Source organism: Stenotrophomonas sp. YJH_SMC_4 (assembly GCF_059371575.1).
Genome location: NZ_JCAFUR010000001.1, coordinates 101,416 through 126,178, shown reverse-complemented (window position 1 = coordinate 126,178; position 24,763 = coordinate 101,416). Strand labels below are relative to the sequence as shown.

The following is a 24,763-nucleotide window of genomic DNA, read 5'->3' as shown; positions in this document are numbered from 1 at the left end:
CGTTAGAATGGCGGCCGCTGTCCACCGCCCGCTCCCGGAGCCCCCATGCCCGTTGAAGCCCAGCCGGTAGCCGCCGTCGTCGACACGACCGGTGTGCCCGGCTATCTCTCCATTCGTGACCTGCGCAAGGAATTCGACGGTTTCGTCGCCGTCGACGACGTCAACCTGGACGTGCGCAAGGGCGAGATCTTTGCCCTGCTCGGTGGCTCCGGCAGTGGCAAATCGACCCTGCTGCGCTGCCTGGGCGGCTTCGAGACGCCCACCAAGGGCAGCATCACCCTCGATGGCCAGCGCCTGGACGCGCTGCCGCCGTACCAGCGGCCGGTCAACATGATGTTCCAGTCCTATGCGCTGTTCCCGCACATGACGGTCGAGCAGAACATTGCCTTCGGCCTGAAGCAGGATGGCCTGGGCAAGGATGCGATCGGCAAGCGCGTGGGCGAGATGCTCGACCTGGTGCAGATGGGCCACCTGGGCAAGCGCAAGCCACACCAGCTGTCCGGCGGCCAGCAGCAGCGCGTGGCGCTGGCGCGGTCGCTGGCCAAGGGGCCGAAGCTGCTGCTGCTGGACGAGCCGATGGGCGCGCTGGACAAGAAGCTGCGCTCGCAGATGCAGCTGGAACTGGTCAGCATCATCGAATCGTCGGGCGTGACCTGCGTGATGGTCACCCACGACCAGGAAGAAGCGATGACCATGGCCACCCGCATCGCGGTGATGGATGCCGGCTGGATCCAGCAGGTCGGCAAGCCGGACGAGGTCTACGAGCAGCCGGCCAACCGCTTCGTCGCCGAGTTCATCGGTTCGGTCAACCTGTTCGACGGGGTGATCGACGAGGACCTGCCGGAGTACGTGACCGTACGCTCGCCGCTGTTCCCGGCGCCGATCTACATCGCCCATGGCATCACCGGTTATGAAGGGCAGCCCGTCGCGTTCGCGCTGCGCCCGGAGAAGGTGATGATCGGCAAGGACGAACCGGAAGGGCACACCAACAAGGCCCAGGGCGTGATCGAGGACATCGCCTACTTCGGCAGCCATTCGGTCTACCACGTGCGCCTGCCCAGCGGCGCCAAGGTACTGGCCAACTTCGCCAATTCGCAGCGCTGGGCCAGTGATGGCCTCACCTGGGGCGACGAGGTGTGGGTGCACTGGCGCGACAACGACGGCGTGGTGCTCACCTCATGAGCACCGCCGGCCTGAAGCGCTGGCTGCCGGGGCTGCGTGCCACGGTGATCGGCATTCCGTACCTGTGGCTGCTGCTGTTCTTCGCAGTGCCGTTCCTGATCGTGCTGATGATCAGCTTCTCGCTCAGCCGGGTCGGCTCGCCGCCGTACACCTGGCTGTTGCAGTACGCCGATGGCGGTTTCTCGCTGAAGCTGAACCTGGAAAACTACCTGGCGCTGTTCCGCGATTCGATCTATGCCCAGGCGTTCCTGAGCTCGATCAGGATCGCGGCGATCTCGACCTTCCTGACGCTGCTGATCGGCTATCCGATGGCCTATGCCATCGCGCGCCTGTCGCCCGCCGCGCGCAACGTGGCGATGATGCTGGTGGTGCTGCCGTCGTGGACCTCGTTCCTGATCCGCGTGTATGCATGGAAGGCGATCTTGGACCGCAACGGCCTGCTCGACCAGTTCCTGCAGTTCACCGGCCTGCAGACGCTGATGACGTCGATGGGCCTGCCGAAACTGCAGCTGATCGACACCCCGACCGCCGCCTACATCGGCATCGTCTACTGCTATCTGCCGTTCATGGTGCTGCCGCTGTACGCCAATCTGGTCAAGCATGACCACCGCCTGCTGGAAGCGGCCTACGACCTCGGTGCCAAGCCGTGGCAGGCGTTCCTGCGCATCACCCTGCCGTTGTCCAAAGCGGGCATCATCGCCGGCTGCATGTTGGTGATGATTCCGGCCATCGGTGAATTCGTGATCCCGGAAATGTTGGGTGGCTCGGAGACGCTGATGGTGGGCCGCCAGCTGTGGAACGAGTTCTTCAACAACCGAAACTGGCCGGGCGCCTCGGCCATGGCGGTGGCGATGATCCTGTTGCTGCTGGTGCCGATCCTGCTGTTCAACCGTTCCCAGCAGCGCCTGCTGGAAGGGAAGCAGGCATGAGCCCGCGTAGCGCAAAGGGCCTGGGGCTGGGCGTGCTGCTGCTCGGCTTCGCCTTCCTGTACCTGCCGATCCTGCTGTTGATGTTCTATTCGTTCAACAGCTCGCGGCTGGCGATGGTCTGGGCCGGGTTCTCCACCCGTGCCTACAGCGACCTGTTCGCCGACCGCGCGCTGATGGATGCGATGTGGACCAGCCTGGTGGTGGCGTTCTGGACTGCCTGCACGGCCACCGTGCTGGGCACGCTGGCAGCGATGGTCATGACCCGCTTCAAGCGCTTCCGCGGCAAGCCGCTGTTCGGCGCGCTGGTGACCGCGCCGCTGGTGATGCCGGATGTGATCCTGGGCTTCTCGCTGATGGCGCTGCTGGCCTCGATGGGCGCGATTCCCGGCTTCCCGGCACGCGGCCTGGCCACCATCTGGATCGCCCACGTCACCTTCACCCTGTGCTTCGTCACCGTGGTGGTGTCCTCGCGGCTGCAGGAGATGGATCTGTCGCTGGAAGAAGCGGCGATGGACCTGGGTGCGAGCCGGCTGACCGTGTTCGGCCGCATCACCCTGCCGATCATCGCGCCGGCGCTGGTGGCGGGCTGGCTGCTGGCGTTCACCCTGTCGCTGGATGACGTGGTGGTGGCCAGCTTTGTCGCCACGCCGGGCTCGACCACGCTGCCGATGAAGGTGTTCGCCTCGGTGCGCATGGGCATCAGCCCGAAGATCAACGCGTTGGCCACGCTGCTGGTGTCGGCGGTGTCGATCGCCGCGGTGATCGGCTGGTACATCAACGCCCGCGCCGAGAAGCGGCGCCAGCGCGACCTGCAGCTGGCGCGGCAGGATAACGGCTGAGGACACGGTCTGCCGACAACGCCGGCAACACCCGGCTCACAGCCGGCGGCGCACAATGGGGGTCTTCCAGATGGAGATCCCCCATGACCGTCGAGATCGTCGACCCGGCCACCGGACAGGTGACCTACCGCCATGAACTGATGGGCGCAGCCGACATCGAGCAGCGCCTGCAGGCCGCTGCCGATGCGTTTCCGGGCTGGGCAGATCGCTCGCTGCAGGACCGCGGCGCCATCCTGCGCCAGATCGCCGCGCAGCTGCGCACGCGGCGCGACGACCTGCAGCAGGCGATGACCCACGAGATGGGCAAGCTCAAGGCCGAGGCGCTGGCCGAGGTCGACAAGTGCGCTGCCGCCTGCGAGTACTATGCCGATCACGCGGCCGACTATCTCAAGCCGCAGCTGATCGATACCGAAGCCCAGCGCAGCTACGTGCGCTACGAGCCGATCGGCTGCGTGTTCGCGGTGATGCCGTGGAATTTCCCGATCTGGCAGGTGTTCCGTTTCCTCGCCCCGGCGTTCATGGCTGGCAACGTCGCCCTGCTCAAGCACGCCAGCAACGTGCCGCAGTGCGCCGACCTGATCCTGGCGGTGTGCCGTGACGGCGGCCTGCCTGATGGCGTGTTCGACGTGCTGCACATCGACAACGACCAGGCCGCCGACGTGCTGCGCGACGCACGGGTGAAGGCGGTGACGCTGACCGGCAGCGAGCGGGCAGGGCGCTCGATCGCCTCCAATGCCGGCAGCCAGCTGAAGAAGTCGGTGATGGAGCTGGGTGGCAGCGATGCCTTCGTGGTGCTCGACGATGCCGACCTCGACAAGACCGTGGCCGCGGCAGTGAAGTCGCGCTTCGACAACAGCGGGCAGACCTGCATCGCGGCCAAGCGCTTCATCGTGGTCGAGGCGGTGGCCGATGAATTCACCCGTCGCTTTGTACAGGCGGCGGGCGAGCGCCAGTACGGCGATCCCGATGAGCGCGGTACCACGCTGGCGCCGATGGCTCGCGCCGACCTGCGTGACGAACTGCACAAGCAGGTGCAGGCCAGCGTGTCCAAGGGCGCGCGGGTGCTGATCGGTGGTGAGCCGATTGCCGGCACCCATGCCGGCTATCCGGCCACGGTGCTCGACCAGGTCGGCCCGGGCATGCCGGCGTATGACGAGGAGCTGTTCGGGCCGGTGGCCGCAGTGATCCGGGTCAAGGATGAGGCCGAGGCACTGCGCGTGGCCAACGACACCCGCTTCGGCCTGGGCGGCAGCGTGTGGACCGGCGATCCGGTACGCGGCGAGCGCTTCGCGCAGCGCATGGAATGCGGTGCGGCGTTCGTCAACGCCATCGTCAAGAGCGACGCGCGGCTTCCGTTCGGTGGCAGCAAACAGTCCGGTTTCGGTCGGGAGCTGGCCGACCATGGCATCCATGAGTTCATGAACATCAAGACCGTCTACGTGGCTTGATCCCGAACGGTAGTGCCGGCCGCCGGCCGCCGGCCGCCGGCCGGCATTGCCGGGTTGCCGGCCAGCGGCCGGCACTACCAGAAGCGGGCCATGCGCCACGACCAACGGTCGTGGCCTACCGGATTGCAGGGTATCGACGCCCCCCCGTGCATGGTGGGTATCGACGCCCACGTGCTTGGTGGGTATCGACCGTTGGTCGATACGCGCTACAACCACTTCGCGCGCTTGAACAACCGGTACAGCCCCACGCACACACCGCCCACGCCAACAATCATCAGCGGGTACGACCAGGGTTCGCTCAGCTCCGGCATGTGACTGAAGTTCATGCCGTACCAGCTGGTGATCAGCGTCGGCGCGGCGAGCAGGGCAGCCCAGGCGCCCAGCCGCTTGACCGTCTCGCCCTGCGCCAGTGTCACCAGCGAAAGGTTCACGCTCAGCGCGGTGCCCAGCATCTCGCGCAGGGTGTCGATCACATCGCTGATGCGCACCGCATGGTCATGCACGTCACGCACGTAGAGCTTCACTTCATCGGGAATCAGTTCGCCCTGGTAGCGGCGCAGCTGCGCCAGAACGTCCTGCAACGGCGCCACCGCCATCCGCATCTTGTTCAGTTCGCGCTTGAGCTCGTACAGCCGCACCACCGTGCTGCGCTTGTAGGTGTCGGCGAAGATGTCCTTTTCCAGCAGGTCCAGGGTGTCGCGGAAGCGGTGCACGATCGGCAGGTAGTTGTCGACCACGAAGTCGGTCACCGCGTACAGGCAGTACGACGGGCCCATCTTCAGCAGCTGCGGCTCGCGCTCGACGCGTGCGCGCACCGGCGCGTAGGACAGCGAGGCGCCGTGGCGGACCGTCACCAGGAAGCGCGGGCCGAGGAAGGCATGGGTTTCGCCATACTGGATGCGTTCGTCGACCATCTGCGCGGTGGTCACCACCACGAACAACGAGTTGCCATAGGTCTCGACCTTGGGCCGTTGGTGCGCATTGCGCGCATCCTCGATGGCCAGGTCGTGCAGGCAGAATTCTTCCTGCAGTTTCAGCAGCACGTCTTCGTTGGGGTCGTACAGGCCGACCCAGACGAAGCCGTTGCCGCTGGCAATGACATCGCTGATGGCATCCAGGCTGATGTCGTGGCGCTTGCCCTCGTCATCGTAGTGGACGCAGTTGATGACGCAGGTAGGGTTGGCCGAAGCGGGGGCGGAAGCGGAGGCGGGCAATGACATGCCCGCCATCGTGCGTCAGGGCCGTGTTTCGGACAAGTGAGGACGACGCGCCAGCACCCACGCCAGTGCCACGTGCACCGGCAGCAGCAGCACGATCCACTGCACGTTGTACTGCGCCTGCAGGCTCAGCCAGTGCAGCACCAGCGCGGCCACCGCCTGTACCGCCAGCAGCCACAGCACGATCCTGAACATGCGTCCCGGCACGCGCCGGCGCAGCAGTGCGATCGCGCCCGGCAGCAGCAGCACGGCCAGTGGCGAAAGCAGCAGCAGGTTGCGGTTGGCCCATGCAGCGTAGTGGATGCTGAAGCCCCACAGGAACACCAGCACGCCACCGAACAGGGCGCACAGCAGCCAGAACGGCAGGGCCAGCCCGGCCAGCAGGCGCGGGCGGTTGCGCAGCGCCAGCACGCCAGCGGCGATCACCAGGCCGCACAGCAGCCACGGCCACCAGCGGCGTGCGAACTCCTTCGGCTCCGGATCGATGCGGTGCGGCAACAGTTCCTGTTCGGACTGCACCAGCGGCCGGCCATCGCTGTTGCGTGCCTGGCGCAGGGCATCGGCCAGGCGCATCGGGACGAACGCTTCCTGCCAGCGCGACAGCGGCTGGTCGGCGAACGGTCCGAGGCCCACATCGAAGCCCAGCCACATCCATGGTGCCGGCGAGGCCAGACGGACCGATTCACTGCGATAGGTGTTGCCACGCGAGCGCCCCGACAGCTGCGACTGCAGGCCGCCGCCGAGCGCCTTGTCCAGCGTGTCGCGCACCATCGTGGCGCAGTTGGCGGTGTAGTAATCGTAGTGGTAGCGCGCGTTTTCCGGCTTGGCCCGCTCGGCCAGGCCGGCGGCCAGCGAGCGCGCCTGGTCCGGGCGCAGGTCCAGCCATTGCACGCTGGCGCCACGGCCGGTCTCGTCGTAGTACGACAGGTCCTGCTGCAGCGGCAGCGCCACCAGGTAGTACATCATGTCGCCGCGCGCGAAGCGGCTGATGAAATCGTCCTCGGACGGATCGAAGTAGCCGAAGTTGTACGAGGTCGCTTCACCGCTGAGCGGATCGACCACCACGATGGCGTCATGGCCGAAGCGTTCGAAGAACACCGTGCCCGGCTGCATGGTCACCACGCCGATGCGCGGAGCAGGGGCTTCAGCGCTGGCCGCGGGCACGGCAGGTGTGGCCGGCGCCGGCTGCGCGAAGGCGGCCAGCGGCAGGGCCAAGGCCAGCACGTAGAGTGCCAGCCACACCATGAGGATCAGGCCGCGGCGCTTCAAGCGTCGTCCTGCGCGTCCGGCGGCAGCACGGTCACGTGGAAGGCCTGTACCCGGCGCGCATCGGCGCGGGCCACGCGGAACATGAAGCGGTCCAGCGCCAGCTCGTCACCGACTTCCGGCAGGTGGCCCACGGCCTCGGTGACCAGGCCGCCGATGGTGTCGTAGTCCTCGTCGGAGAACGTCGCGCCGAAACGCTCGTTGAAGTCGCCGATCGGGGTCAGCGCGTCGACCACGTACTGGCCGTCGGACTGGATCGCGATCTGCGCCGAGGGATCCTCGGCCTCGTCATGCTCATCGTCGATCTCGCCGACGATCTGTTCCAGCACGTCCTCGATGGTGACCAGGCCGGCGACACCGCCGTACTCGTCCACCACGATGGCCATGTGGTTGCGCGACAGGCGGAATTCCTTCAGCAGCACGTTGAGCTTCTTCGCTTCCGGGATCAGGACCGCCGGGCGCAGCAGCTCACGCACGTTGGCCGGACCGTTGTCGGCGACCACGCCGCGCAGCAGGTCCTTGGCCAGCAGGATGCCAAGGATGTCGTCCTTGTTCTCGCCGTGTACCGGGAAGCGTGAATGGCCGGATTCGACCACCTGCTTCATCAGTTCCAGGAAGGGCGCTTCAACCGGCAGCGAGACCATCTGCGAGCGCGAGATCATCACGTCGCCCACGGTCAGCTCGGACACCGAAATGGCGCCTTCCATCATCTTCAGGGTATCGGCGGCGATCAGACCCTCTTCCTGCGCGGTGTGCAGGACAGCGACCAGCTCGTCGCGGGTATGGGGTTCGCCGGAGAAGGCGGAGGTCAGGCGTTCAAGCCAGCCGCGCTTCTTTTCACTGTGCTCCGCAGGGGAGCTACTACTGTCGTCTTCTGACATCTCTGGAAAAAAGGCACCCGGCAGGCCGGGCGTTGACCCAAGTCTAGCAGGATGTGACGGCCTGTCAGTGACTGCCGGTGGCCGGGGCTGCGGCGGCCGCGGCCGGCGCCTCTTCGGGCAGGTCCAGGCTGTAGGTGCAGCCGGCCAGGGTCTTGCCCGGGTGGGAGGCCACGGTGGAGACGCTGAGGATGATCGACTCGATCTGGGCCTCGCCGGTCTTCGGGTCGGTCACGTCGCGGCTGACCAGCTCGCGGCCGGCCATGAACTTGCCGTCCTGGTCGTAGCCGGTCTCCAATTCCAGCCGTTTGGCCAGCGGGCGTGGGTCGGCCTGGTCGAGGACGGCCATGACGCTGGCGCCGGCCACCGCCACCCGATCGGTCTGTTGGCCGAAGACGGTGATCGGGCTGGCCAGCCGGAACTCGCTCATGAACTGGTTGCCCTGCGGCAGCGGCTGCAGGCCCTGGGCCACGGCCTTCAGCGGATCGGCCAGCAGCGGCGCCAGCGCGGCCTGCTCGGCCACGCCCTGGCGGCATTCGATGAGGGCCGGCAGGTCCAGGCGGGTGGCGAAGGCGGAGGGAGCGGCGAGGGCACAGAGCAGGGGCAGACAGCAGCGCAGTGACACGGTCGGTTTCCGCAGGCGAGGGGCCGCCATCATAGCCCCGGCGAGCGTCGGAACAGCCCGCTTAGAAGGCGCAGGAAACCGGTCATCGCCCGCCGTACGACCATCAGTGAGAGAGTCAGCACGACCGCAAGCATGGCGACCTGCATCGATTGCCCCGCGATGCGCGCCACCGCCGGCCACAGGCCCGGGCTGGTCAGCCAGGGCATCAGTTCCGCCGCGGCTGTCCTGGCCACTTTCATGTACATCACGGCCAGCACGAACAGCACCAGCAGCGAGGTGCGGCTGGCGTGGAAGAACGGCAGTGCATTGACCGGCCTGCCAAACCGCTGCTGCAGCAGCGTTCGCCACAGCACTGGCAAGGTCAAGGCACCGACCAGTATCAGCACCATCGACGTTTCCCACAGCCCCGGCAGGTGGGCGGGTTCCGCTCTACCTGTGAGGTGCGGGCCGAACATGCCGATCGCCAGCCCGGCCAGCAGGCACACGGGCGACAGCAGGGCCAGGCTGCGCAGCAGCCAGTGCCTGCCGCCGGGGTCGCGGGCGCTGATGCGGCGCACGGTGTGAGCGCCCAGCACCAGCAGGCCCGCGAGCAGGCCGGCGGCCATCGCAAACGTCGTGAAGCTGTTCCCTGGGTTCATCCTTTTTCCTTCCGCGTCCTGGCCGGTGTTGAACAGTAGCTCAGCGCATGGCGGGCACTCCAGCCGTGGCGCAGTCAGGGCGGACTCCAGCGCGTGGCCGCTGGGTACCAGCGCAGCCTGACCGGGTAGCCCAGTCGCGCCTGCAGGTGGTCACGCACGGCCGCCGCCGTCGCGCGGTTGGCTGGGGTATCCCGCAGCTCCACCTCCAGCTCCCCGGTCTTGACATCCAGGCCATGGCCGAACAGGTCGGGCAGCTGGGCCCGCAGCCAGTCCTGCTGTGCGTGCAGGCGGCGCGTCATCTCCGCTTCGGTCATCGCGGCGCCGGTGATGTAGCGCACACGTTGCGGGCCATCCGCCCCTGGATGTGTCTCATCGGCCTCGGGTGCGGCGCCTGTCAGTCGCACGACAACGTTCCAGCCCCTCGCATTGTCCACCCAGATGCCGGCCAGACGTGCCGCGTGCCGCGCTTCCAGGCGCTCGATCAGTGCCCGTTGCTGGGCAGTGGCGACGATGTTGCGGGTGTCGCGCTCGCTGCTGCCGAAGAACGCCCGTAGTTCGGCGATCTTTGCGGCGATGTCGGCCTCGCTGTCGCTGGCGGGGAACGGTGAGGGACGGTCAGGATCGGGCATCAGGCCTGCCCCGGACTGCAGTAGCGCGGCAAGCACAAGTGCGGGCAGGGTCATGCTGCGCTCCTCTTCCGTGAGTGCGTGGGCTCGGAACAGGGCCCGGTGTCAGCGCTCGCCCGCGTAGGGGTCGTCGATGCCCAGCTCGGCCAGGATCTCCCGTTCCAGCTGTTCCATCGCTTCGGCTTCCTTGTCGTCCTCGTGGTCCCAGCCGAGCAGGTGCAGCACGCCGTGCACGGTCAGGTGCGCGTAGTGGGCGTTGAGCGCCTTGCCCTGTTCGTCGGCCTCCCGCGCTACGACAGGTGCACAGATCACCAGATCGCCGAGCAGCGGGAACTTGACGCCCTTGGGCAGGCCTTCGGGCACTTCGGCCGGGAAGCTGAGCACGTTGGTGGCGTAGTCCTTGCCACGGTAGTGGCGGTTCAACGACTGGCCTTCCTTGGCGTCGACCACGCGGATGGCCAGGTCGGCCTCGCGGATGCGGCCCTTCAGCGCGGCAGCCACCCACCTGCGGAAGCTCACTGCCGCCGGCAGACCGGCACGCGGCAGGGCATAACTGACGGCGACGTCCAGTCGCACGGGACCACGGGTCATGGAGTTGCTCCAGGTTGGATCTGATGCAGGTCGCGGCGGTCGTAGGCGCTGACGATACGCGCCACCAGCGGGTGGCGGACCACGTCGCGGGATTCGAAGAAGGTGAAGCTGACACCCTCCACGTCGCGCAGCACATCGATGGCGTCGCGCAGGCCCGACTTCACGTGCTTGGGCAGGTCGGTCTGGGTCAGGTCACCGGTGACCACTGCGGTGGAGCCGTAGCCGAGGCGGGTCAGGAACATCTTCATCTGCTCGATGGTGGTGTTCTGTGCTTCGTCCAGGATCACGAACGCATCGTTGAGCGTGCGGCCGCGCATATAGGCCAGCGGCGCGATCTCGATGACGTTCCTTTCCAGCAGCTTGACCACCTTCTCCACGCCCATCATCTCGTACAAGGCGTCGTACAGCGGTCGCAGATAGGGATCGACCTTCTGGCTCAGGTCGCCGGGCAGGAAGCCCAGCTTCTCGCCGGCTTCCACCGCGGGACGGACCAGGATCAGCCGCTGCACCCGCGATTCGTTCAGCGCTTCGACTGCGCTGGCCACGGCCAGGAAGGTCTTGCCGGTGCCGGCCGGCCCGATGCCGAAGTTGATGTCGTGGGTTGCGATCTGGTGCAGGTAGCGGGCCTGGTTGGCACCGCGCCCGCGTACCGTGCCGCGCTTGACCTTGATCGCCACCTCCTGCGCTTCGTAGGAGCGTTCGGCGATCTGCTCGACATTGGCCTGCGCCAGGCGCAGGTGGATGGCGTGGTTGTCGAAGGTGGTTTCGCCGGCTTCGGCGTACAGCGCTTCAACCAGCTTCTGCGCCTCGACGATGGCTTCGTTCGGCCCGCTGATGCGGAACACGAAGCCACGGTTGGCGATTTCCACGCCGAGTTTCAGTTCGATCTGCCGCAGGTGCCCGTCGAACGGGCCACACAGGTTGGCCAGCCGTTCGTTGTCTTCCGGCGACAGGGTGAAGTCTCGATGCTCGATGCTTTTCATTGCTTCGGGTGGGGCGGACGCCTTCCACCGCAGTGTATTCAGGGGAGACAAGGGTAGCGCGCGTGCGGGGCACACGGCCAGCAGACGGTCGATACAGCGTTTTCCACACCCGGTGTGGACGGGGGGCGCGAAAACCTGTGGATAGACCTTCGCAATGCTTGTGCCACAAGGCCCATGAGGTCCTGGTGAAAAAAACGTCATGGTCGCTCGTCGCTTCGGCAGCACTGCCACGGGGGCCTGCACGGGGGCATTCATCGTGACGACAGTGCAGGTTTCGTTGCCGGGTGAGCAACAAAGCCGGGCGCTGGCGGATTTCCACAACGGTTGTGGAATGATGCCGAATCAACCTGTGGATAGGTGGTGCGGAGCCTTGCAGCAAAAGGCGTGCCGGCGTGTGGCGAAAAAACCGCCAGGGCTGATCGGAATCATTGAGGGTGCACGGGGCACATGGCACCGTGTCGCCGTCGCAGGAGGGGATGGCATGGGCATCGGCAACGGGATGCGAGGAGTCGGACTGGCGGGCATCGGCCTGCTGGCCGGGTGTGTGCAGTCAACACCGACTGCACTGGGCACGCTGGAGTGGGACCGGATCACGGTGCCGGCGCCGGCGGCCGAAGTGATCGCCACGGTGGAGGTGCGCGAGGGACAGCAGGTCAAGGCCGGCGCCGTGCTGATGCAGCTCGACCCGGCCCGCGGCGACGCGCAGTTCGCCGCAGCGCAGGCTGATACGGCGCGTGCGCAGGCGCAGCTGGAAGAACTGAAGATCGGCCCACGCCAGGAGCAGATCGCGCAGGCCCAGGCGCAACTGGCCGCGCTGCGCGCACAGGCTGCCGAAGCAAGTGCCTATTACCGGCGGGTCCAGCCGTTGGCACAGCAGCGCTTGATTGCCGCCGCTGAGCTGGATCGTGCACGTGCCGCCGCCGGCAATGCCGAGGCCAGCGTGCGTGCTGCCGAGCAGGCCTGGCTGGAGCGGGTGCACGGCAGCCGTGTGCAGGATATCGCCCAGGGCCAGGCCGTCGCCGATGCCGCGCAGGCGCAACAGGCAGTGCAGGCCGTGAACCTGCAGAAGCTGCAATTGCGTGCGCCGCGCGACGGCGTGGTCGATGCCTTGCCTTACCGGCAGGGCGACCAGGCGCCGGTCGGCGCGCCGCTGGCGGTGATGCTGGTCGGCGAGCGCCCCTATGCGCGCGTCTACCTGCCGCAGCCATTGCGGTTGCAGGTCAAGGTCGGGCAGGTCGCGCAGGTGCACCTGGAAGGGCAAGGCACTGCGTTGAAGGGGCATGTGCGCTCGATCCGCAGCGAGCCTTCATTTACTCCGTACTACGCACTGACCGGTGACGACGTCGCGCGCCTGAGCTACCTCGCCGAGATCGAAGTGGACGCTCCCTCCGACATGCAGAAGCTGCCGGCGGGAATGCCGGTGCAGGTGAGCTTCTGAACACCGGCAACGACATCGCGGTGCATGCCCAGGGCCTGACCCGCCGCTTCGGCGATCTGCTGGCCGTGGACAATGTCGACCTGACCGTGCCGCGTGGCCAGGTCTATGGCTTCCTGGGCCCGAACGGGTCGGGCAAGTCGACCACCATCCGCATGCTGTGCGGCCTGCTGGAACCGAGTGCCGGCCAGATCGAGGTGCTCGGCCTGGCCGTGCCGGAGCAGGCCGAGGCACTGCGCCGGCGCATCGGCTACATGACCCAGCGCTTCTCGTTGTATGAAGACCTTTCGGTGCGCGAGAACCTGGAATTCCTCGCCGCCATCCAGGACCTGCCGCGTATGCAGGCCCGGCAGCGGGTCGACGAACTGCTGCAGCAGTACCGTCTCCTGGACCGGCAGCCGCAGCTGGCCGGCACCCTCAGTGGTGGCCAGAAGCAGCGCCTGGCGCTGGCCGGCGCCGTCGTGCACGCGCCCGAGCTGTTGTTCCTGGACGAGCCGACCAGCGCGGTCGACCCGGAGTCACGCCGCGATTTCTGGGAGGCCCTGTTTGAACTTGCCGACGCCGGTACCACCGTGCTGGTATCGACCCACTACATGGACGAAGCCGAGCGCTGCCACCGGCTGGCGATCCTCGATCGAGGCGCGCTGGTCGCCGATGGCACGCCGGCCGAACTGTGTGCACGGCTGGACGGCCGCACGCTGCAGGTCACGTCGGCGCAGCCGCGGCAGGCCAGCCGCGCATTGTCTGAGCTGCCCGGCGTGCTGAGCGTGGCACAGATCGGCACGCAGCTGCGCGTGCTGTGCAGCGAGGCGGCCGCCGATACGCCAGCGTTGCGGCGCGCGCTGGCCAACGCCGACCCGCAGGCCCGCATCGAGGCGGTGGCGCCGAACCTGGAAGACGTCTTCGTCGCCGCCACCCGCGGCCGTGGCCGGGAGCCAGCGGCATGAACCTGCGCCGGCTGTGGGCGATCATGCTCAAGGAATTGCGCCAGCTGCGCCGCGACCGCATCACGCTGGCGATGATCGTCGGCATTCCGGTGATGCAGCTGCTGCTGTTCGGCTACGCGATCAATCTCAATCTGCGCCACCTCGACGCCGGTGTCGCCGACCAGGCCAACAGTGCGGCGTCACGCGCGCTGGTGCAGGACATGGTCGCCACCGGCGTGATCACGCCGCGCAGCGAAGCCTATACGCCCGACCAGTTGATGCAGGCGCTGCGGCGTGGCGAGATCAGTGTCGGCATCGTGGTGCCGGCCGACTTCGAGCGCCGTCGCTTCGATGGACGCGAGGCGGTGCAGGTGCTGGTTGATGGCAGCGACACCGTGGTGCAGAGCGCGGCGATCCAGCTGGCGCAGGTGCCGCTGGAGACGCGACCGACCAGCAACACGCGGCCGCTGCGCGAAGGCAGCATCGCCGGGGGTCCAATCAGCGTGACCAGCTTCTACAACCCGCAGCGGCGTTCGGCGGTGAACATCGTGCCAGGCCTGATCGGGGTGATCCTGACCATGACCCTGGTGATGTTCACGGCGGTGGCGGTGGTGCGTGAACGCGAGCGCGGCAACATGGAGCTGCTGATCGCCACGCCGGTGTCAAGCAGCGAACTGATGGTCGGCAAGGTGCTGCCCTATGCAGCCATCGGCCTGCTGCAGACCACGCTGGTGCTGGCGCTGGGCACCTGGCTGTTCCAGGTGCCGATCCGCGGCAGCCTGCTCGATATCTACCTAGCCGCGGTGCTGCTGGTGCTGGCCAACCTGGCGCTGGGCCTGCTGATTTCCACGCGCGCTCGCTCGCAGTTCCAGGCGATGCAGATGACGTTGTTCCTGTTCCTGCCGTCGATCCTGCTGTCGGGCTTCATGTTCCCGTTCGCGGGCATGCCGCGGCCGGTGCAATGGCTGGCCGAAGTACTGCCGCTGACCCACTTCCTGCGCCTGGTGCGCGGCATCATGCTGCGCGGCGCCTCGCTGTGGGAGCTGTGGCACGACGCGCTGGCGCTGCTGGGCTTCATCGCGGTGATGATGACCCTGGCGATCCTGCGTTTCCGCAAGCGTTTGGATTGAGGCATGCCGACCAACGGTCGGCATCCACCCTGGTAGGTGCCGGCCGCCTGCCGGCATCAACTCCGGCAGGTGCCGGCCACTGGCCGGCATCAATTCGGTGGGTGCCGACCGTTGGCCGGCATCAATTCGGTGGGTGCCGACCGTTGGTCGGCGCACCTTATTCCGCCACCACGCGGGCGCGCAGCGAATTGGTCAGCGCCTCGGTGATCACCACATCCACGAACTGGCCGATCAGCCGCGCCGGCGCCGGGAAGTTCACCGAACGCATGTTCTCGGTCTTGCCGGTCAGTTCGTTCGGGTTCTTGCGCGAAGGGCCTTCCACCAGCACGGTCTGCACGGTACCGACCATCTTCTCGGAGATGCCGGCAGCGTGCGCATTGATGCGCGCCTGCAGGCGCGACAGGCGCGCGTGCTTCTCGGCATCGCTGATCGTGTCCTCCAGGTCGGCCGCCGGGGTACCCGGGCGGCGCGAATAGATGAAGGAGAAGCTGTGGTCGAAGCCGATGTCCTCGATCAGCTTCATGGTCTTCTCGAAATCGGCATCGGTTTCGCCGGGGAAGCCGACGATGAAGTCCGAGCTGATCGAGATGTCCGGGCGCACCGCGCGCAGCTTGCGGATCTTCGACTTGAATTCCAGCGCGGTATAGCCGCGCTTCATCGCCGACAGTACGCGGTCGCTGCCGGCCTGCACCGGCAGGTGCAGGAAGTTGGCCAGCTGCGGCACGTCGCGGAACGCATCGATCAGCGAGTCGCTGAACTCCAGCGGGTGCGAGGTGGTGAAGCGGATGCGGCCGACGCCGTCGATCTCGGCGATGGTCCGGATCAGCAGGCCGAGATCGGCGAACTCGCCATCTCCATAGGGGCCGCGATAGGCATTGACGTTCTGCCCGAGCAGGTTGATTTCGCGCACGCCCTGCGCGGCCAGCTGCGCCACTTCCACCACCACGTCCTCGAACGGGCGGCTGACTTCGGTGCCGCGGGTGTAGGGCACCACGCAGAACGAGCAGTACTTCGAGCAGCCTTCCATGATCGACACGAACGCCGAAGCGCCTTCGGCACGCGGTTCCGGCAGACGGTCGAACTTCTCGATCTCGGGGAAGCTGATGTCCACCTGCGGGCGCTTCTGCTCGCGTCGGGCGCGGATCAGCTCCGGCAGCCGGTGCAGGGTCTGCGGGCCGAACACAAGGTCCACGAACGGCGCACGCTTGATGATCGCCTCGCCTTCCTGCGAGGCAACGCAGCCGCCCACGCCGATGATGACCTCGCGGCCCTTGTTCTTCAGGCCCTTCCAGACGCCCAGCTGGCTGAACACCTTCTCCTGCGCCTTCTCGCGGATGGAACAGGTGTTGACCAGGATGACGTCGGCGTCTTCCGGGGTATCGGTCAGTTCCAGGCCATCGCTGGCGGCGAGCACGTCGGCCATCTTGGCCGAGTCGTACTCGTTCATCTGGCAACCGTGGGTCTTGATGTACAGCTTGCCTTTCACCTGGTCGGGCTTGCGCGGACCGGCGGGCAGGGCAACGAGCGGGGCACCGCCCGGCGGGGCGGGCGGAAAGACGTCTGGCGTCCCGGTCATGGCGCTTAATCCATTCGGGTGGCGGGAAAGCCGGCAATTCTACCTGCATCCCGGCGCGTACGCCGCGCTGTGCGCTCGCGGGGCACGGCCCCGCGCTACCCGCATCCCGCCGGCCCCGGTAGCGCCGGGCGGTGCCCGGCGGGCGCCCTTACGCCGCCGCCAGCTCCGCATCGATCTGCCGCGAACGGTCGAACGCGGTCATCGCGCTCATCCGTGCGATGTAGTCAGCCGTGGCCGGCGCCGGCTGTACCAGGCCAAAGGCCGTGGTCCACGCCAGTGCATTGCCCCACAGCACGTCGGCGGCGCTCATGACCTCGCCCAGCAGGTACGGGCCCTGCGCCAGCTGGGCCTCGACCACCTGCAGCACGGTCTCGGCATCGTTGTACGGCGACATCAGGCGCGGCGGCGGCTCGCGGTGCATCGCCTTGTCGATCATCGCCGGCTCGAAACAGGCGCCATAGAAGGCCATCCAGCGCAGGTAGGGGCCGCGCAGGGCGTCGCCGATCGGCGGTGCCAGCCCGGCTTCCGGGTAAAGGTCGGCCAGGTACAGATAGATCGCCACCTGCTCGGTCACCAGTGCGCCGTTGTGGACGATGGCCGGCACCTTGCCCATCGGGTTGATGGCCAGGTAGGCCGGGGCCAGGTTGGCGCCGGCTTTCAGGTCCAGCACCTGCATGCGGTAGTCGGCACCCAGCGCTTCGAGCAGGGCCACGGCGCCGCTCGAGCGGGAACGGGCGGCGTGGTAAAGGGTGATCTGGCGTGAATTCATGGCATTGCTCCTTGCGGTGGGTGGTGAACTGGAGGCCATCCTGGGGCACTATTGCGGACGACTTCTGTCCTCGATCCTTCATGCGCCATACCGCCCATCGTCTGCTGCGCCTGATCGCCCTGCTGCAGGCCCGCCGCCAGTGGTCCGGGGCCGAGCTGGCCGAGCGCATGGGCGTGGACCGGCGCAGCATCCGCCGTGATATCGAGCGCCTGCGCGAGCTGGGCTATCCGGTGCAGGCCTCGTCCGGGGTCGGCGGCGGCTACCAGTTGGGGGCCGGGGCCCCGGTGCTGCCGATGCTGCTGGACGAGGAGGAGGCGACCACCCTGGCCATCGCCCTGCGCGCAGCCTCGGCCACCGTTGCCGGGATCGACGACACCGCGCGTGGCCTGTTGTCCAAGCTCGATCCGCTGGTGCCGACCCGTCGTCGCCAGCAGGCCGGCGAGGTGCATGCAGCGACGGCCACCCTGTCCGACCTTCCGTCCACCGACGCACGCCTGCTCGGGCGGCTGGCCCAGCACTGCCGACAGGCGTCACGGCTGGCCTTCGAGTACCGCAGCGCGCAGGAAGCCGTCACCCAGCGCGAGGTCGAGGCCCAGCACCTGGTCAATTACGGGCGACGCTGGTATCTGCTTGCCTGGGACCTGGGGCGGCAGGACTGGCGCACCTTGCGCGTGGACCGCATGGGCGCCGTACGTGAGTGCGCCGGGCCGGGCCTGCACCGGCGCGCCCCGGCGCCGCCTGATGTGATGGTGCGGCAGGCGGTCAGCCAGGCGCCGTTCGCGCTGCAGGCCATCCTCCGCCTGTCCGGCAGCCATTCCGAGCTGGAAGGCCGCATCCCGCCGTGGTGTGGAGTACTGGAAGCGGATGGCCCCGACCACTGCCTGCTGCGCATGGGCGCCGAGAGCCGCGGCATGATGCTGGCGCAGATTCTCAGCCTGGACCGCCTGCCCGTGGCGCTTTGGACCACCCCGCCGGGCCTGCGCGACGAACTGGCACAGCGCCTGGCGGGCCTCGGCCAGCTGCTGGCTGTGCCGCCGGTCACAGGCTGAGCCACGTCGCTTGGCAAGCCCCGGCGAAGCTGGGACACTCGCCGCCATGAAGGGGATACTGGGGACAACGGCGATCATCATCGCTGCGCTGACCGCTGCGCCGGCCAGCGCTGGAACCCTGTACAAGTGCCAGGGGCCTGATGGCGTTACCAGTTATGTGAGCAAGCGGGTGGCGGGTGCGCGCTGCAGCACCATCAGCTACACCCGTGACACCCGCCCGGCACCTCGACCGGTGGTGGCCGCGCCCAGGCCGGCACCGACCACGGTGGCCAGCATCGAACGCAATCCGGTGGCCGTTGCCGCGAGTGCCGCAGCGCCGGCAACGGTCGCGCCTGCGTCCGTGCCGGCATCCGGTCCCGCACAGCCGGTCGCCTCGCGCAGCGGGCGCATGGTCAGTGGCCAGGTGTATTCCTTCATGAAGGATGGCGTGCGCCACTACACCAGTGCGCGCCCGACACAGGTGGCCAACCTCGGCCCGGTCCGGACCATCCGCTACAGCTTCATGGAGCGCTGCTATGCCTGTGGGGTCAATCCACGCGTGGACTTCGGCACCGTGCGACTGAACACCTCGGCCTTCCAGGCCGAGATCACCTCGGCCGCGCGCGAGTTCGGTGTGGAGGAGGCGGTGGTGCGCGCCATCATCCATGCCGAGTCGGCCTACAACCCGACCGCGCTCAGCCGTGCTGGCGCGCAGGGCCTGATGCAGCTGATGCCGCCGACCGCCGCGCGCTTCGGTGTAAGCGATTCCTATGACGCCGGGCAGAACATCCGTGGCGGCGTGCAGTATCTTGCGTGGTTGCTGAAACGCTTCAATGGCGACCTGACCCTTGCCGCAGCCGGCTACAACGCTGGCGAAGGCGCGGTCGACCGCCACGGTGGCGTGCCGCCCTACAGCGAGACCCAGTACTACGTGCGCCGGGTCGGGCAGCTGGCCGAGCGTTACCGCACCGCCCTGAGTCACCAGTAGGTGCCGACCGTTGGCCGGTACTCCTTGAACGGTAGGTGTCGACCGTTGGTCGGCACTCCTTTGAAAGGTCGTGCCGGCCGCTGGCCGGCAACCCCGCAATCAATGTTGTTGCAATGCGTTGTGTGGCGCGCGACGGTTCCGCTACACTCGACCGTGATTCAATGCGGCTCTGGCCCCCACCGGATCCGCTGGCAGCCTTAAAGCTACCTAATCAATATCGGAGTGCCGGATGGCCAACGATGGGGTACACGATCCAGTCAACACCGGACGTCGGCGTTTTCTTTCTGCCACCACAGCCGTGGTGGGCGCCGTCGGCGTCGGATTCACCGCAGTTCCTTTCATCAAATCCTGGAACCCCAGTGCCCGCGCCAAGCTTGCCGGCGCACCGGTGGTGGCCGACATCAGCGCCCTGCAGGAAGGCCAACGCCTGATCGTGGAATGGCGTGGCCAGCCGATCTGGATCGTCAAGCGGTCCAAGGCCATCCTCGATGCGCTGCACGGGCTGGACGGCCGGCTCAAGGACCCCGAGTCCGGCGAGAAGGACCAGCAGCCGGACTACGTGCTGAAGCAGAACCCCGAACTGCGCTCGATCAAGCCGGATATCTCCGTACTGGTCGGCCTGTGCACGCACCTGGGCTGCTCGCCGGAAATGGTCGCCGAAATCCGGCCTGAGCCCTACGACCCGCAGTGGAAGGGCGGTTACTTCTGCCCGTGCCACAAGTCGCGCTTCGACATGTCCGGACGCGTCTTCAAGGACGTGCCGGCGCCGATCAACCTGAAGGTGCCCGCGCACCATTACCAGGACGACAACACCATCATCATCGGTGTCGATCCGCAGGGGGCTGCCTGATGGCCAATATCCTCAGCCGTACCGCCAGCGGCGTGGCCGACTGGGTCAACGCCCGCGCGCCCGGCCTGATGCCGGTCTACCGGAAGCACGTCAGCGAGTACTACGCACCGAAGAACTTCAACATCTGGTACTACTTCGGTTCGCTGGCGCTGCTGGTGCTGGTCAACCAGATCGTCACCGGCATCTTCCTGACGATGCACTACAAGACCAGCGCCGCCGAGGCGTTCGGCTCCATCGAATACATCATGCGCGATGTGGAGTGGGGCTGGCTGATCCGCTACATGCACTCCACCGGTGCCTCGCTGTTCTTCATCGTGGTCTACCTGCACATGTTCCGTGGCCTGCTGTACGGCAGTTACCAGAAGCCGCGCGAGCTGGTGTGGATCCTCGGCATGCTGATCTACCTGGTGTTGATGGCCGAAGCCTTCATGGGCTACGTGCTGCCGTGGGGCCAGATGTCGTTCTGGGGCGCCAAGGTGATCATCTCGCTGTTCGGCGCGATACCGGTGATCGGCAACGGCCTGACCGAATGGATCATGGGCGATTACCTGCCCAGTGACGCCACGCTCAACCGTTTCTTCGCGCTGCATGTCATCGCTCTGCCGCTGGTGCTGTTGCTGCTGGTGGTACTGCACCTGGGCGCGCTGCACGAAGTGGGTTCGAACAACCCCGATGGCGTGGAGATTAAGAAGGGGCCGAAGGGCAACCGCTGGTCGCCGAACGCACCGGCCGATGGCATTCCGTTCCACCCGTACTACACGCTCAAGGATGGCGTCGGCGCCGGTTTCCTGCTGATCATCGCCGCCTTCATCATCTTCTTCGCGCCCGGTTTCGGCGGCCTGTTCCTGGAGCACGACAACTTCACCGAGGCCAACCGCCTGGTGACCCCGGAACACATCAAGCCGGTCTGGTACTACACGCCTTACTACGCGATGTTGCGCGTGGTGCCGAACAAGCTCGGTGGCGTGCTGGTGATGTTCTCGGCCATTGCGATCCTGTTCCTGGTGCCGTGGCTGGACAAGGCCAGGGTGAAGTCGGTGCGCTACCGCGGCTGGATATCGAAGGTGATGCTGGGCGTGCTGGCGGTGTGCTTCGTGTGGCTGGGCGTGATTGGTTCCGGCCCGGGCACCGACGTGCACGAGACCTACATCGGGCGGGTGCTGACCTTCCTGTACTTCGCGTTCTTCATCACCATGCCGCTATGGACACGGTTGGACAAGACCAAGCCGGTACCGGAGAGGGTGACCACCCATGACTGATCGCTGGATGGTCCGGTTGGCCCTGACGGCCACCCTGATGCTGGGCAGTTTCCTGGCCTCCGCCGCCGAAGGTGGCACCAAGCTGCTGCAGGCCGGCAACGATCTGGGCGACCGCGCTTCGCTGCAGCGCGGCGCGCAGCTGTACATGAACTACTGCTCCGGCTGCCACGCGCTGAAGTACCTGCGCTATTCGCGGATGGCGCAGGACCTGGGCCTGACCGAGGAAGAGGTGATGAACAACCTCAACTTCACCGGCTCGGCGATCGGCGACCCGATCCCGGTGGCGATGCCCAAGGAGAACGCGGAGAAGTGGTTCGGCAAGATGCCGCCCGATCTCAGCCTGATCGCGCGCGTGCGGGGCAGTGACTGGGTCTACACGTACCTCAAGTCGTTCTACCTGGACAGCAGCCGGCCGCTGGGCTGGAACAACGCGCTGTTCGCCAATGCCTCCATGCCCAACCCGCTGTGGGAGATGCAGGGCCTGCAGCATGCGGTCCATGGCAAGGCGGAAGCGCCCGGCATGGACCCGCCGGTGACCGGCCTGAAGATCGAAACGCCGGGGTCGGTCGATGCCGGGCAGTACGACCAGGCGGTGCGGGACATCACCAACTTCCTCGAGTATGCCGGCGAACCGGCCGCGCTCAAGCGCCAGCAGCTGGGCGTGTGGGTGATCCTGTTCCTGGCCCTGCTCACCTTCCTGCTGTACCTGCTGAAGAAGGAATACTGGAAGGACGTTCACTGAATCTGCCGCCGGCCATCGCACGGGCCTATTGGCTTTTGTGATGGTCGGTTGCACACTCGGGGAGGAGTCGACCGCCGGCACGGTGCCGGCGGCGCCGATGCGGCAGGCGGTCTCCTGTCGTGGGAGAGCCTTTGATGGCGGCGAGCGTACGCATGCGCAATACACTGACGCTGTTTTCCTCGAACGACGATGTACTGTGCCACCGTGTACGCCTGGTGCTGGCGGCCAAGGGTGTGACCTTCGACTTCGTTCCGGTCGATCCGCAGAACCCGCCTGAAGACCTGATCGACCTCAATCCGTATCACTCGGTGCCGACCCTGGTCGAACGCGAGCTGGTGCTGTACGCCGCATCAGTGGTCAGCGAGTACCTGGACGAACGTTATCCGCATCCGCCGCTGATGCCGGTCGATCCGCTCTCGCGTGCGCGCATCCGCCTGGCGATGCTGCGCATCGAGCACGACTGGGTGCCACAGGTGCAGGCCATCCAGCTCGGCAACAAGACCCAGGCCGAGGCTGGCCGCAAGCGCCTGAAGGAGCTGCTGACCGCCTCGCTGCCGCTGTTCAAGGCCAGCAAGTTCTTCCTCAACCCGGAAATGAGCCTGGCCGACTGCGCGATGGCGCCGATCATCTGGCGCCTGCAGTCGCTGGACGTACCGCTGCCGAAGGACGGCAAGGCGATCGAGGACTACGGCAACCGCATCTTCCGCCACCCCGGTTTCGTCCGCAGCCTGACCGATCAGGAAAAGAAGCTGCGCGATCTGCCGGTCTGATCCGGGCCTGCGTTACCCGTCTGCACGCCGACCGGCGTGCAGGTGATCCGCCCCGGCGGGGCGCCGGGCGCGTACACTTCACGCATGACCGAAGACTTCTTCCACATGACCAGCCACCGCCCGTACCTGCTGCGGGCGCTGGTGGAATGGATCAACGACAACCAGCTGACCCCGCACATCCTGGTCGACGCCGGCGTTCCCGGCGTGCAGGTCCCGCCTTCGGCGGTCAAGGATGGCCGGGTCGTGCTCAACATCGCCGAACGTGCTGTCGTGCGGCTGATGATCGACAACGAGATGGTGAGCTTCTCGGCGCGCTTCTCCGGTACCAGCTACCCGGTGCAGGTGCCGATCAGCGCCGTGCTGGCCGTCTACGCCCGCGAGACCGGGCAGGGCATGGCGCTACCGGATGACATCCCGGGCAACGAGACCGCTCCGACCAGCGATGAGCTGCTGCACGAGGAAGGCACGCCGCCGGACGATACGCCGCCAGCCAGCCCGCCGCCTAAGGGGCGCCCGAACCTGCGCGTGGTCAAGTAACCAGGTAACGGTGGGTGCCGACCATTGGTCGGCACGCCTTCAGCCCTTACACATCCTCGGCATCGTCCACATCCGCGCGGATCTGGCTGATCCGCGCCGCGCCCGGACCAGTGAATGAGATCAGCTGGTCGCCGCGCAGCACCATGCGGCCCACGTGGCGATCGATGCCGTCGTAGGAATACTCGAACTTGAAGGTACGTTCGAAGCCGAGCCGGCCATCTTCGCCGCGCGACAGGCGCAGGCCGGTGGCGTGCACCGCCTGATCCAGCCATTGCACGTCGGCAGCACGGCAGGCATTGCGCCCCAGTTCGACCGCGCGCTCGGCGGCCGAACGCGCCGCGTTCCAGAAGAAATAGATGATTCCGCCGGCAATCAGCAACAGCAGCAGGGTGGGCATGGCGTCAGCCGTCAGGGGTCGATCCCGCAAAGATGGCGGCGAACGCGCGCGGGATCAAGCGCTGCACTCACCGCCGCGGCTGCGGTTCGCTGGACATCGGCTGCGCGGGCACGATGACCGGTTGCGGTGCCGGAGTGGGCTGCATCGGCGTCGCAGTGGGCGAGGGCATCACCAGCGGTGAGGTTGCAGTGAGCTGCAGCAGCGCTGCCCAGTCCTGCCGGTTGAAGCTGCATTCGTCCTCGCGACCTGGTGTGCAGCCGGGGTCGATGCCGGTGCTGTTGCGTTCGCGTGCCGGAGGCAGCTTGATCAGCCCCGTACGATCCAGCTGCAGCAACCGCATCGCTACGGTGTTCATCACGTTGCCACCGACCAGGTACAGGGTCTGGTCGCCGCCGAGGTTGGCCGCCACCACCACTTCGCAATGCGATTTCCAGTGGCCCACCGAGCCATTGCCCAGTGCCTGCACCAGCCCGCTGTAGCTGAGCGTGGTGCTGCGGTCGCGCAGGAAGCACAGCAGGTCGCCCGGTGCGGGTTTGGCCGTGGCCGGGTCGACCAGCCGGTACGGCACGCCCGAGGGGCCGCCCTGGTAGGCGGCACGGATGTAGTCGATGTGGCGTGGCGACGTATTGAAGCCAGGAACGCCGGACTGGACCATCACCCAGGAAATGAACGCGGCCGACCACGGGTTGTCGATCAGGAAGGCGCGGCAGTCGCTGTCGGTGTAGCGCGTGCCCAACGGCGCCAGGCAGCTGCTGGCGCCCGCGATGCTGCCCATCGCATTGAGCGTGCCGCTGTTGCGCCAGTAGCCGGCCACGCGCTGCCAGGCGATCAGGCCATTGTCTGCCAGGTGATCGCTTTCGGCCTCGGTGACGCTGAGGCTGGCGGCACGGCCTTCACGATCGATGAAGGGCCGGTACCAGAGCCGGTGCTCATTGCAGGCGGTGTTGCGGATGGCCACCGCCAACGGACTCAGGCCGAAGCGGGGCGGAACATCGCAGGCTTCGGCGGCCGCTGCGGACAACGGTGCCGCGGCCAGCAGCAGGCAGGCAGGCAAGAGCATCCGGCGCATGCGCGGCTCCTGTGGGGGATACCTCAGCGTCGCAGCGCTGTCGTGAACGCCGGGTGTGAGAACGG

The 24,763-nt window shown here is 67.0% G+C and carries 26 protein-coding genes; 14 read left to right on the top strand and 12 right to left on the bottom strand.

The genetic code is table 11. The annotated features are described in order from the left end of the window. Positions 1-45 precede the first annotated feature (45 nt). From AC5P9F_RS00735 to AC5P9F_RS00720, 4 genes are all read left to right on the top strand, one after another. Positions 46-1,182, top strand: coding sequence for an ABC transporter ATP-binding protein (locus AC5P9F_RS00735; RefSeq protein WP_005412791.1), 1,137 nt, complete (start codon positions 46-48; stop codon positions 1,180-1,182). Next, a complete protein-coding gene (locus AC5P9F_RS00730) occupies positions 1,179-2,111 on the top strand; it encodes an ABC transporter permease subunit (RefSeq protein ID WP_005408822.1) in 933 nt (310 codons plus the stop codon). Before AC5P9F_RS00735 ends, AC5P9F_RS00730 begins: the two co-directional genes overlap by 4 nt. Further along, complete coding sequence (locus AC5P9F_RS00725) at positions 2,108-2,950, top strand: ABC transporter permease subunit (RefSeq protein WP_005408823.1); 843 nt, start codon at positions 2,108-2,110, stop codon at positions 2,948-2,950. Before AC5P9F_RS00730 ends, AC5P9F_RS00725 begins: the two co-directional genes overlap by 4 nt. 83 nt (positions 2,951-3,033) lie before the next feature. After that, positions 3,034-4,398, top strand: a complete 1,365-nt coding sequence (locus tag AC5P9F_RS00720) for an NAD-dependent succinate-semialdehyde dehydrogenase (RefSeq protein WP_049417555.1) — start codon at positions 3,034-3,036, stop codon at positions 4,396-4,398. A 206-nt stretch (positions 4,399-4,604) separates the two neighbouring features. Here AC5P9F_RS00720 and AC5P9F_RS00715 read toward each other — a convergent pair whose 3' ends face one another. From AC5P9F_RS00715 to AC5P9F_RS00680, 8 genes are all read right to left on the bottom strand, one after another. Continuing rightward, positions 4,605-5,627 carry a magnesium and cobalt transport protein CorA gene (locus AC5P9F_RS00715; RefSeq protein WP_005408825.1) on the bottom strand — a complete coding sequence of 341 codons (1,023 nt, stop codon included), beginning with the start codon at positions 5,625-5,627 and terminating at the stop codon, positions 4,605-4,607. Between the two features lie 6 nt (positions 5,628-5,633). Further along, complete coding sequence (locus AC5P9F_RS00710) at positions 5,634-6,884, bottom strand: lipoprotein N-acyltransferase Lnb domain-containing protein (protein ID WP_005412793.1); 1,251 nt, start codon at positions 6,882-6,884, stop codon at positions 5,634-5,636. Next, a complete protein-coding gene (locus AC5P9F_RS00705; RefSeq protein ID WP_005412794.1) occupies positions 6,881-7,762 on the bottom strand; it encodes a CorC family transporter in 882 nt (293 codons plus the stop codon). The genes AC5P9F_RS00710 and AC5P9F_RS00705 overlap by 4 nt, the downstream gene beginning before the upstream one ends. 64 nt (positions 7,763-7,826) lie before the next feature. Beyond that, positions 7,827-8,414 (bottom strand): hypothetical protein, encoded by a 588-nt coding sequence (locus AC5P9F_RS00700; RefSeq protein ID WP_172798061.1) that lies wholly within the window; start codon positions 8,412-8,414, stop codon positions 7,827-7,829. Beyond that, positions 8,414-9,022 (bottom strand): hypothetical protein, encoded by a 609-nt coding sequence (locus AC5P9F_RS00695; protein WP_005412796.1) that lies wholly within the window; start codon positions 9,020-9,022, stop codon positions 8,414-8,416. The genes AC5P9F_RS00700 and AC5P9F_RS00695 overlap by 1 nt, the downstream gene beginning before the upstream one ends. A gap of 74 nt (positions 9,023-9,096) precedes the next feature. Next, on the bottom strand, positions 9,097-9,705 hold the full coding sequence (locus AC5P9F_RS00690) for a hypothetical protein (protein ID WP_005412797.1): 609 nt from the start codon (positions 9,703-9,705) through the stop codon (positions 9,097-9,099). Between the two features lie 48 nt (positions 9,706-9,753). Further along, positions 9,754-10,239 carry an rRNA maturation RNase YbeY gene (ybeY, locus tag AC5P9F_RS00685; protein ID WP_032966554.1) on the bottom strand — a complete coding sequence of 162 codons (486 nt, stop codon included), beginning with the start codon at positions 10,237-10,239 and terminating at the stop codon, positions 9,754-9,756. Next, positions 10,236-11,222: a PhoH family protein gene (locus AC5P9F_RS00680; protein WP_033834734.1), complete on the bottom strand. Its 987-nt coding sequence runs from the start codon at positions 11,220-11,222 to the stop codon at positions 10,236-10,238. Before AC5P9F_RS00680 ends, ybeY begins: the two co-directional genes overlap by 4 nt. A 481-nt stretch (positions 11,223-11,703) precedes the next feature. Here AC5P9F_RS00680 and AC5P9F_RS00675 point away from each other — a divergent pair, with 481 nt between their 5' ends. The 3 genes from AC5P9F_RS00675 to AC5P9F_RS00665 are packed head-to-tail and all read left to right on the top strand — an operon-like array spanning position 11,704 to position 14,713. Beyond that, positions 11,704-12,660, top strand: a complete 957-nt coding sequence (locus AC5P9F_RS00675) for an HlyD family secretion protein (protein WP_005412799.1) — start codon at positions 11,704-11,706, stop codon at positions 12,658-12,660. A gap of 20 nt (positions 12,661-12,680) precedes the next feature. After that, positions 12,681-13,604 carry an ABC transporter ATP-binding protein gene (locus AC5P9F_RS00670; RefSeq protein WP_005412800.1) on the top strand — a complete coding sequence of 308 codons (924 nt, stop codon included), beginning with the start codon at positions 12,681-12,683 and terminating at the stop codon, positions 13,602-13,604. After that, positions 13,601-14,713 carry an ABC transporter permease gene (locus AC5P9F_RS00665; RefSeq protein ID WP_164173235.1) on the top strand — a complete coding sequence of 371 codons (1,113 nt, stop codon included), beginning with the start codon at positions 13,601-13,603 and terminating at the stop codon, positions 14,711-14,713. Before AC5P9F_RS00670 ends, AC5P9F_RS00665 begins: the two co-directional genes overlap by 4 nt. A 157-nt stretch (positions 14,714-14,870) precedes the next feature. On the opposite strand, the gene miaB is transcribed toward AC5P9F_RS00665, so the two are convergent. Both miaB and AC5P9F_RS00655 read right to left on the bottom strand, forming a co-directional pair. Next, positions 14,871-16,289: a tRNA (N6-isopentenyl adenosine(37)-C2)-methylthiotransferase MiaB gene (gene miaB, locus AC5P9F_RS00660; protein ID WP_005412802.1), complete on the bottom strand. Its 1,419-nt coding sequence runs from the start codon at positions 16,287-16,289 to the stop codon at positions 14,871-14,873. Between the two features lie 148 nt (positions 16,290-16,437). Continuing rightward, the gene (locus tag AC5P9F_RS00655; protein WP_005408837.1) at positions 16,438-17,058 is read right to left on the bottom strand and encodes a glutathione S-transferase family protein; all 621 of its coding nucleotides are present in this window, start codon (positions 17,056-17,058) and stop codon (positions 16,438-16,440) included. Between the two features lie 80 nt (positions 17,059-17,138). On the opposite strand from AC5P9F_RS00655, the gene AC5P9F_RS00650 reads away from it, so the two are divergent. From AC5P9F_RS00650 to AC5P9F_RS00620, 7 genes are all read left to right on the top strand, one after another. Then, positions 17,139-18,107: a helix-turn-helix transcriptional regulator gene (locus tag AC5P9F_RS00650; protein WP_005412803.1), complete on the top strand. Its 969-nt coding sequence runs from the start codon at positions 17,139-17,141 to the stop codon at positions 18,105-18,107. Between the two features lie 46 nt (positions 18,108-18,153). Next, positions 18,154-19,074, top strand: coding sequence for a lytic transglycosylase domain-containing protein (locus AC5P9F_RS00645; protein ID WP_005412804.1), 921 nt, complete (start codon positions 18,154-18,156; stop codon positions 19,072-19,074). A gap of 229 nt (positions 19,075-19,303) precedes the next feature. Then, a complete protein-coding gene (gene petA / locus AC5P9F_RS00640; protein ID WP_004151998.1) occupies positions 19,304-19,924 on the top strand; it encodes a ubiquinol-cytochrome c reductase iron-sulfur subunit in 621 nt (206 codons plus the stop codon). Continuing rightward, positions 19,924-21,183: a cytochrome b gene (locus AC5P9F_RS00635; protein ID WP_005408840.1), complete on the top strand. Its 1,260-nt coding sequence runs from the start codon at positions 19,924-19,926 to the stop codon at positions 21,181-21,183. The genes petA and AC5P9F_RS00635 overlap by 1 nt, the downstream gene beginning before the upstream one ends. After that, on the top strand, positions 21,176-21,925 hold the full coding sequence (locus AC5P9F_RS00630; protein WP_005408841.1) for a cytochrome c1: 750 nt from the start codon (positions 21,176-21,178) through the stop codon (positions 21,923-21,925). Before AC5P9F_RS00635 ends, AC5P9F_RS00630 begins: the two co-directional genes overlap by 8 nt. Positions 21,926-22,059: 134 nt before the next feature. Beyond that, the gene (locus tag AC5P9F_RS00625; protein WP_005408842.1) at positions 22,060-22,695 is read left to right on the top strand and encodes a glutathione S-transferase N-terminal domain-containing protein; all 636 of its coding nucleotides are present in this window, start codon (positions 22,060-22,062) and stop codon (positions 22,693-22,695) included. 84 nt (positions 22,696-22,779) lie between these two features. Then, positions 22,780-23,232 carry a ClpXP protease specificity-enhancing factor gene (locus AC5P9F_RS00620; protein ID WP_005412806.1) on the top strand — a complete coding sequence of 151 codons (453 nt, stop codon included), beginning with the start codon at positions 22,780-22,782 and terminating at the stop codon, positions 23,230-23,232. Between the two features lie 46 nt (positions 23,233-23,278). Here AC5P9F_RS00620 and AC5P9F_RS00615 read toward each other — a convergent pair whose 3' ends face one another. After that, positions 23,279-23,629 (bottom strand): DUF3301 domain-containing protein, encoded by a 351-nt coding sequence (locus AC5P9F_RS00615; RefSeq protein WP_005408844.1) that lies wholly within the window; start codon positions 23,627-23,629, stop codon positions 23,279-23,281. 67 nt (positions 23,630-23,696) lie between these two features. Beyond that, the gene (locus AC5P9F_RS00610; protein ID WP_005412807.1) at positions 23,697-24,698 is read right to left on the bottom strand and encodes a DUF2272 domain-containing protein; all 1,002 of its coding nucleotides are present in this window, start codon (positions 24,696-24,698) and stop codon (positions 23,697-23,699) included. Between the last annotated feature and the right edge of the window lie 65 nt (positions 24,699-24,763).